This window comes from Actinomycetota bacterium (assembly GCA_030776725.1).
Classification (GTDB): Bacteria; Actinomycetota; Nitriliruptoria; order Nitriliruptorales; family JAHWKO01; genus JAHWKW01.
The window spans coordinates 1-4,914 of sequence record JALYHG010000120.1 but is presented as its reverse complement, the minus strand read 5'-3'; the positions used below and the strand labels follow the sequence as shown (position 1 = coordinate 4,914).

Below are 4,914 nucleotides of genomic sequence, written 5' to 3'. Positions count from 1 at the left end.
CCGCCGCCGTTGATGTGGGCGACGACGTCCCAGCGGCCCTGCTGTTCGACGACAGCGAGGGGCTCGACGGCGTGATGGCGGTGCTTCTCCGTGCGGAAGTAGTCCTCCAGCCCGCGGCCGTTGAGCGCGAACTCACCGCTGCCCGGCCGGAGGCGGACACGGGCGACCGCGGACTTGCGGCGCCCGACGTAGATCTCGTCAGCCATGGGTTGCTCCTGGGCGAGCGCGTCAGGTGAGGTGGTCAGGCAGCGGCCTGGGCTGCTGCGCGGCGTGGGGATGGTCCGGACCGGCGTAGACCTTGAGCTTACGGGCCATCTGCCGGCCGAGCTTGTTCTTGGGGAGCATGCCGGTGATGGCCTTCTCGACCGCCTGTTCGGGCGTCTCGTCCAGCAGCCGGGCGAACGGGACCGACTTCAGGCCGCCCGGGAACCCCGAGTGGCGGTGCCACAGCTTCTTGGACGCCTTGTCACCGGTCAGCTCGATCTCGGCGGCGTTCACCACGATGACGTAGTCACCGCAGTCGAGGTGCGGCGCGAAGGTCGGCTTGTGCTTGCCACGCAGCACGTGCGCGATCCGCGACGCCAGCCGCCCCATCACCTGTCCCCGGGCGTCGACGACGTACCAGTCACGCTCGATCTGGTTCGCACTCGGCGTGTACGTGGGCATCACGGGCTCGCTGCTCGGGCGGTGTCGGGCCGAGCGGACCGGGCGACGTTCAAGAGGTTCGAACAGACCGGCCAGCCTGGCACGGAAAGCGGCCCGCTACGGGCCGCACACCGAGCCTACCCCCGCCCCCCGTCGGCAGCAACCGTGCACGGGCCGCCCGGTCGTGGCGGTTGACGTCGCCCTGTCCCGCGGCAGCGGTCGCTACACCAGGTCGAGCACGTCGCTGGGTGGCGCCGCCGGCCACCGCCGGCCGTAGGACACCACCTCTAGCGTCAGACCGTGGGGAGGTGCGACGCGCGGCGCGGCTGACCGATCGCGAGCCGCCAGGACATCGGAAGCCCAGTCGGGGTCGCGGCGACCTCGTCCGACCTCGACCAGCACCCCGACCATGGAGCGGATCTGCTGGTGACAGAACGCCGGTCCGCGGACCGCGACGTGCACCAGCCCATCCGCCCGGGCGATCGCGATGTGATCGACTCGGCGGACCGTGCGACGGCCCTCCGCGGCGCGGCACAGCGATGCGAAGTCGTGCTCGCCCACCAGGTGGCGGGCCGCGGCCTGCATACGGTCCACCGAGAGCGCCTCACCGAGGTGCCAGACGTTGAACCGGCGCAGGGGATGCAGCGCCGGTGCGTCGGCGAGCCGGTAACGGTAGCGGCGTTCGGTCGCCGAGAACCGCGCGTGGTACGCCGGATCCACGGACCGGACCCGCCAGATCGTGATGGCCTCGCCGACCATCCGGTCGAGCCGGCCACGCAAGCCGGGACGGTCGGCCAGCGCCCGTGTCGCCGCGGCCACGCCCTCGTCGACGTCGACGTGGACGACCTGGCCGCTCGCATGCACCCCACGGTCGGTGCGCCCGGCGCCGATCGTGTCGACGTCCTGCCCGAGCAGGCGCGACAGGCGATCCTCGAGGGTGCCCTGCACCGTGCGGAGCTGCGGCTGACGGGCGAAGCCGTGGAACGGCCCCCCGTCGTAGGCGAGGTCGACCCTGATCCTCATGGTGGGCGAGTTCGCCGCCGCTGGCGTGACCCACGGGCGCAGCCGGCGCTGCGACCGCGGACCGACGTCAGGTAGACGCTCCGGTGCCGCCACCGGCGTCGGGGCGGGTGTCGCGGTCCTCGTCGGGGATCGTCAGATCCTCGCCCTTGGCCGCCGGCGGGCCGACCTCCTGCTCGGGGACCTGGTCGCCGCGCTGCTGCGCGGCGCGGTCGGTGGCGGTGGGCTTGGTGTCGACATCGGGCGGGGCCTCCGCCTCCTCGACCACCTCGGGTGAGACCGTCTCGTCGAGGTCGTCCTCGACCTCACGCTCGCGCTCCGCGGGTTGCTCCTCGAGGTCGAGTTCCCGCTGTGCGGCCAGGTCAGCGCGGTCGGGGCGGCGACGGCGGCGGAACAGGCCGCGGCGGCGGCGGGCCTTGCCCTCCTCGATGACGTCCTCGGGAGCCGCATGGGTCTGCTCGACGAGCTCCACGATCGCCATGGGGGCGTGGTCGCCCTGACGGGGCCCGAGCTTCAACATCCGGGTGTACCCGCCGGGTCGGTCGGCGAACCGCGGGGCGATCTCCTCGAACAGGTACGCCACCACGTCCTGGTCGCGGATCTGTGCCAGTACCTGCCGGCGGGCGTGAAGATCACCGCGCTTCGCCTTGGTGATCAGCCGCTCCGCGTACGGCCGCAGGCTGCGAGCCTTCGCCTCGGTGGTCGTGATGCGGCCGTGCAGGAACAGGTCCTGGGCCTGGTTGGCCAGCAGCAGTCTCTGATGCGCCGGTCCGGCACCCAACCGCGGCCCGCGCTTGGGCTTGGGCATGTCGTTCCCTTCTTCGGTCGAGCAGATCGGCGACCAGCGGCCCGGGCCGTTGCTACTCGGCCAGGGACAGCCCCATCTCGGTCAGCTTCTCCTTGACCTCGTCCACCGACTTCTGCCCGAAGTTGCGGATCTCGAGCAGATCGTTCTCGGTCTTGGAGACCAGCTCCCCGACCGTGCTGACGCCCTCGCGCTTGAGGCAGTTGTACGACCGCACCGACAGGTCGAGATCCTCGATCGGCGTCATCAGATCCGGGGACAGCGCCTCGAACGCCTCCTCGGGGCTGACCACGATGCCACCCGGGCCGCCGACCTCGAACGCTGCGAACTGCTCGAACAGGACCTTGAGGGTCTCGCCGGCGGACGACAGCGCCTGCGCGGGCGAGACGGCACCGTCGGTCGCCACGTCGATCACCAGCCGGTCGTAGTTGGTCATCTGCTCGACACGGGTGGACTCGACCTTGTAGGCGACCCGACGCACCGGGCTGAAGATCGAGTCGATCGGGATCACGCCGATCGGCTCCGTGCCGCGCTTGTTCTCGTCGGCGGTGCGGTAGCCACGGCCACGCTGAACCGTGAGGTACATCTCGAGGTGGCCGTTCTGGTTCAGCGTGGCGATGTGCAGCCCTTCGTTGACCACCTCGACCTGCGACGGCGCGAAGATGTTCTCCGCGGTGAGCACGCCTGGCCCGTCACCTCCGAGGAAGATCTCGACCGGCTCGTCGGACGTGGAGCGCACGACGAGCTCCTTGATGTTGAGGATGATGTCGGTGACGTCCTCCTTGACACCGTCGATCGAGTCGAACTCGTGCAGCACCTGACCGCCCGCAGCAGACTCGGCGGAGGTGAACCGGATGCTGGTCACCGCAGCGCCCGGGACCGAGGACAGCAACGTGCGGCGCAGCGAGTTGCCCAGGGTGTACCCGAAGCCGGGCTCGAGCGGCTCGATCGCGAACCGCGACCGGGTGCCCTCCTCGACGACCTCTTCCTCCAGCCGCGGCCGGTACGCGATGAACGGCGAACCGGCCGTGGTCTGGCCCAGCGAGATCTCGTCGTTGTAGAAGTCGAAATCGGACATGCGGGCTTCTCCTCGTCTGTCGCGCACGCGCGTGCTCGGGCGGCCCCGTCCCCGGCCATCGGAGCCACCGCTGCTGGTGAACGGCCTTGCAGCCCTCACCGGACCCGGGCCTGGGGCGGGTCCCGCGCCGCCCGGCGGTGCCGGCGACGCCCAACGCCTACTTCGAGTACAGCTCGACGATCAGTTGCTCCTGCACGGGCACGTCGATCATGCGCCGCTCGGGCAGGCCGACGACCTCGATGCGTCGCGCGTCGGCGTCGGTCCGCAGCCAGTCGGGCACGGGGTGGCGTCCGAAGATCTCCAACGCACCGATCACCGGAGTGATGTCCTTGGAACGGTCACGGAACTCGACGACGTCGCCTGGCCTGACCCGGTAGGACGGGATGTTGACGGTGCGCCCGTTGAGAGCGACGTGGCGGTGGCGCACGACCTGGCGCGCTTCGTCGCGCGAGCGGGCCAGACCGCCGCGGAACACCACGTTGTCGAGGCGGAGTTCCAGGAGCCTGAGCAGGTTCTCCCCCGTGAGGCCCTCCATCCGCGTGGCGTTCTCGTAGTAGTTGCGGAACTGGCGTTCGAGCACGCCGTAGATGCGACGCGCCTTCTGCTTCTCGCGCAGCTGGAGCAGGTACTCGCTCTCCTTGATGCGGCCACGGCCGTGCTCGCCGGGCGGGTACGGGCGCAGCTCGACCGGGCACTTCGGCGAGTCGCACTTGGTGCCCTTGAGGTACAGCTTCTGCCGCTCACGGCGGCACAGCTTGCAGTCCGGGCCGGTGTATCGAGCCATGTGTCAGTCGTTCCTCGTCGTCCGCCGGGCGGTCACACGCGACGCCGCTTCGGCGGACGGCAGCCGTTGTGCGGCACGGGCGTGATGTCCTTGATCGACAGCACCTCGAGTCCCTGCGCCGCCAACGTCCGGATGGCGGTCTCGCGTCCGGCGCCCGGGCCCCTCACGAGGACGTCGACCTTCCGCACGCCGTGGTCGTAGGCGGCTTTGGTGGCCTGCTCGGCGGCGAGCTGCGACGCGAACGGGGTGCTCTTGCGGCTGCCTTTGAAGCCTGCGTTCCCGCCGGAGCTCCACGCGATCACGTTCCCCTGCGGATCGGTGAACGTGATGATCGTGTTGTTGAAGCTCGACGTGATGTGGACCTGGGCGTGGGCGACGTTCTTCCGCTCGCGCTTCTTCGCGCGCCCCTTCTTGGGTGCTGCCATGATCAGTGCTCCCTCAAGTCTTGCGCTGATGCTTGCGGATGCCGCCGACAGCGCGGCGCGGACCCTTGCGGGTGCGGGCGTTGGTGTGGGTGCGCTGACCGCGAACCGGGAGACCGAGACGGTGGCGGATGCCCTGGTAGCTGCCGATCTCGATCTT

The 4,914-nt window shown here is 70.2% G+C and carries 8 protein-coding genes; all 8 read right to left on the bottom strand.

What is annotated here, in order from left to right:
• The coding region (gene rpsI, locus M3N57_05475; protein ID MDP9022146.1) for a 30S ribosomal protein S9 at positions 1–206 on the bottom strand (206 nt) is incomplete at its 3' end.
• Between the two features lie 22 nt (positions 207–228).
• Entirely contained in the window at positions 229–666 is a 438-nt protein-coding gene (gene rplM / locus M3N57_05470) for a 50S ribosomal protein L13 (protein MDP9022145.1), read from the bottom strand.
• 201 nt (positions 667–867) lie between these two features.
• Positions 868–1,668 (bottom strand): tRNA pseudouridine(38-40) synthase TruA, encoded by an 801-nt coding sequence (gene truA, locus M3N57_05465; protein MDP9022144.1) that lies wholly within the window; start codon positions 1,666–1,668, stop codon positions 868–870.
• Between the two features lie 67 nt (positions 1,669–1,735).
• On the bottom strand, positions 1,736–2,473 hold the full coding sequence (gene rplQ, locus M3N57_05460; protein ID MDP9022143.1) for a 50S ribosomal protein L17: 738 nt from the start codon (positions 2,471–2,473) through the stop codon (positions 1,736–1,738).
• 52 nt (positions 2,474–2,525) lie between these two features.
• The gene (locus M3N57_05455; protein ID MDP9022142.1) at positions 2,526–3,548 is read right to left on the bottom strand and encodes a DNA-directed RNA polymerase subunit alpha; all 1,023 of its coding nucleotides are present in this window, start codon (positions 3,546–3,548) and stop codon (positions 2,526–2,528) included.
• A 157-nt stretch (positions 3,549–3,705) separates the two neighbouring features.
• Positions 3,706–4,332 (bottom strand): 30S ribosomal protein S4, encoded by a 627-nt coding sequence (rpsD, locus tag M3N57_05450; protein ID MDP9022141.1) that lies wholly within the window; start codon positions 4,330–4,332, stop codon positions 3,706–3,708.
• A 32-nt stretch (positions 4,333–4,364) separates the two neighbouring features.
• A complete protein-coding gene (gene rpsK, locus M3N57_05445; protein ID MDP9022140.1) occupies positions 4,365–4,757 on the bottom strand; it encodes a 30S ribosomal protein S11 in 393 nt (130 codons plus the stop codon).
• A gap of 13 nt (positions 4,758–4,770) precedes the next feature.
• A partial coding sequence (rpsM, locus tag M3N57_05440) for a 30S ribosomal protein S13 (GenBank protein MDP9022139.1) occupies positions 4,771–4,914 on the bottom strand: 144 nt, incomplete at its 5' end.

What these genes read in the sequence shown, in the direction of transcription:
- rplQ (MDP9022143.1), bottom strand. Translation starts at nt 2,473, where the DNA reads ATGCCCAAGCCCAAGCGCGGGCCGCGGTTGGGTGCCGGACCGGCGCAT.
- M3N57_05455 (MDP9022142.1), bottom strand. Translation starts at nt 3,548, where the DNA reads ATGTCCGATTTCGACTTCTACAACGACGAGATCTCGCTGGGCCAGACC.
- rpsD (MDP9022141.1), bottom strand. Translation starts at nt 4,332, where the DNA reads ATGGCTCGATACACCGGCCCGGACTGCAAGCTGTGCCGCCGTGAGCGG.
- rpsK (MDP9022140.1), bottom strand. Translation starts at nt 4,757, where the DNA reads ATGGCAGCACCCAAGAAGGGGCGCGCGAAGAAGCGCGAGCGGAAGAAC.
- rplM (MDP9022145.1), bottom strand. Translation starts at nt 666, where the DNA reads ATGCCCACGTACACGCCGAGTGCGAACCAGATCGAGCGTGACTGGTAC.
- truA (MDP9022144.1), bottom strand. Translation starts at nt 1,668, where the DNA reads ATGAGGATCAGGGTCGACCTCGCCTACGACGGGGGGCCGTTCCACGGC.